This window comes from Enterobacter sp. DVT3837, assembly GCF_056238685.1.
This window is the reverse complement of sequence record NZ_JBWDLA010000010.1, coordinates 1-2,277: the sequence shown is the minus strand read 5'-3', so window position 1 is coordinate 2,277 and position 2,277 is coordinate 1. Positions and strand designations below refer to the sequence as shown.

General features: G+C 51.6%; 3 protein-coding genes. 2 read left to right on the top strand and 1 reads right to left on the bottom strand.

What is annotated here, in order from left to right:
- The first annotated feature begins 532 nt into the window (after positions 1-532).
- Together AC0XWG_RS26170 and AC0XWG_RS26165 are read left to right on the top strand one after the other, a co-directional pair.
- Positions 533-664 (top strand): hypothetical protein, encoded by a 132-nt coding sequence (locus AC0XWG_RS26170; protein ID WP_023224512.1) that lies wholly within the window; start codon positions 533-535, stop codon positions 662-664.
- A 383-nt stretch (positions 665-1,047) separates the two neighbouring features.
- Positions 1,048-1,365 (top strand): hypothetical protein, encoded by a 318-nt coding sequence (locus AC0XWG_RS26165; protein ID WP_000718044.1) that lies wholly within the window; start codon positions 1,048-1,050, stop codon positions 1,363-1,365.
- A gap of 476 nt (positions 1,366-1,841) precedes the next feature.
- Here AC0XWG_RS26165 and AC0XWG_RS26160 read toward each other — a convergent pair whose 3' ends face one another.
- Positions 1,842-2,069: a hypothetical protein gene (locus AC0XWG_RS26160; protein WP_122008688.1), complete on the bottom strand. Its 228-nt coding sequence runs from the start codon at positions 2,067-2,069 to the stop codon at positions 1,842-1,844.
- Between the last annotated feature and the right edge of the window lie 208 nt (positions 2,070-2,277).

Genomic DNA, 2,277 nt, shown 5'->3' with positions numbered 1-2,277 from the left:
GTCGGGGCGCAGCCCTGAACCAGTCACGTAGCGCTAGCGGAGTGTATACTGGCTTACTATGTTGGCACGGATGCGGAAATCAGTGAAGTGCTTCATGTGGAAGGAGAAAAAAGGCGGCTCCGGCGCGTCAGCAGAATATGCGATACAGGATATATTCCGCTTCCTCGCTCACTGACTCGCTGCGCTCGGTCGTTCGGCTGCGGCGAGCGGTGCGGGCTTACGAATGGGGCGGAAATTTCCTGGAAGATGCCAGGAAGAAACTTAACAGGGAAACGATAAGGCCGCGGCGAAGCCGTTTTTCCATAGGCTCCGCCCCCCTGACAAGCATCACGAAATCTGACGCTCAAATCAGTGGTGGCGAAACCCGACAGGACTATAAAGATACCAGGCGTTTCCCCCTGGTGGCTCCCTCGTGCGCTCTCCTGTTCCTGCCTTTCGGTGTACCGGTGTCATTCCGCTGTTATGGCCGCGGTTTCTCATTCCACGCCTGACACTCGGTTCCGGGAAGGCAGTTCGCTCCAAGCTGGACTGTATGCACGAACCCCCCGTTCAGTCCGACTGCTGCGCCTTATCCGGTAACTATCGTCTTGAGTCCAACCCGGAAAGACACGACAAAGCGCCACTGGCAGCAGCCACTGGTAACAGGATTAGCAGAGCGAGTTAATGTAGATGGTGCTATAGAGTTCTTGAAGTGGTGGCCTAACTACGGCTACACTGGAAGGACAGTATTTGGTATCTGCGCTCTGCTGAAGCCAGTTACCAGGTTAAGCAGTTCCCCAACTGACTTAACCTTCGAAAAACCACCTCCCCAGGTGGTTTTTTCGTTTTCAGAGCAAGAGATTACGCGTAGAAAAAAAGGAACTCAAGAAGATCCTTTCTATGCTCAACCACCGCATGGCCCATAGCCGCGCTGGCCGTTGCCGGTCAGCTCCAGAATCCTCGACCAATATGGAACCTTGCCCCTCCCAAAATTCAACTAAAAAACCCTCATTTCCTGCCGATAAAATGGGTATCTCTTAACTATGCCTAAATAAAATAAGGATAATTTTGAAAAAAATATTCATCCTATCGGCAGCGCTGATCATGGCAGGATGCGCAACAAAGCAATATCCACAGGCCGCGAACGTCACCGGTCCAGAATCTTCCGCAATGGATTGCAAAGCGGTAGCTCTGGAAATCGCAAAAACGCGCAGTGTACAACAAGAAATTGAGGCAACCGGCGAATTTGACGGGCGCACCGTATTAGGTTTCCTGGGTGATTTTGGGATAGGAAATGGCATGGCAAAAGGCGAAGCCCGCAAAAAAGCAGCTAACCGGCTAAATCAGCTGGAAGCCCTGAAGGCTGCAAAGTGTGCAGTTCAATAAGGTACAAAAAAGCCCTGCGGGGCTTTTTTTTATACCTGCCAATCAGCTGGATTTACCATAACATCCGTTGCCCGCACCGCTGAGACGGGGTTGGCTGCGTTTCCGGTGCCAGACTCAGGAAAGTGGCGACAGACATGACGAAAAAACACCAGAAACGCAGCCGCTGGATATTACACTAGTGCATAGTCATGCAGCCAGATGCATGGATGTTAAAGTCACACTAAAATCCGCGCCAATGCCTTAAAAACAGGCAAATTCTTCTCCAGCCACTCCCACAGCTCTGCCGCCAGATACAGACAGTTAAGTACAGCTTCAATGACGTTAGGCAGTTTCATAATGCCCCCCCAGGTATAGGCCGTGATCTTTTCATCACGACGTATTTAGCGGGAAATTAAGAAGCCCTTCTTCCTGGAGTTTGTCACGTGCCGGCAACCGTCAGCCCAGCGTCGGACCGCAGTAGGTTTTCTGCGTCGTACTCAGCTGGAAAGCATATCTGGTGTAAGCGACACGCATCCACCCTGTACATAGTCCTGCCTGACGCTTTCGAGCAGGTCGAGCATGCAGGAACGACGAGCTTGATTGGTATCGGACACAATATAGCGATACGCCTCAAACATAACAGCACCCGCATCACCGCCCGAACGGCGAAGCATAGCGGAAATCATCCGCACAAAGAGCAGACGTTCATCGGGGCAAAGATTCACAAGGTCTCCTGGTGAAAAACCAAAGATAAAAGCACCCCTCTATTAACGTCAGCTGTGAACGCTTCATTAGAAGAAAATAGGTAAACCCGGGAAAAAGATCCAAACGTTAACATCACAGGTAAACAGAAACGTCGGGTCGATCGGGAAATTCTTTCCCGGACGGCGCGGGGTTGGGCAAGCCGCAGGCGCGTCAGTGCTTTTAGCGGGT

Excerpts from the sequence above, each read along its gene's own strand:
- AC0XWG_RS26170 (WP_023224512.1), top strand. The coding sequence starts at position 533 with ATGCACGAACCCCCCGTTCAGTCCGACTGCTGCGCCTTATCCGGTAAC.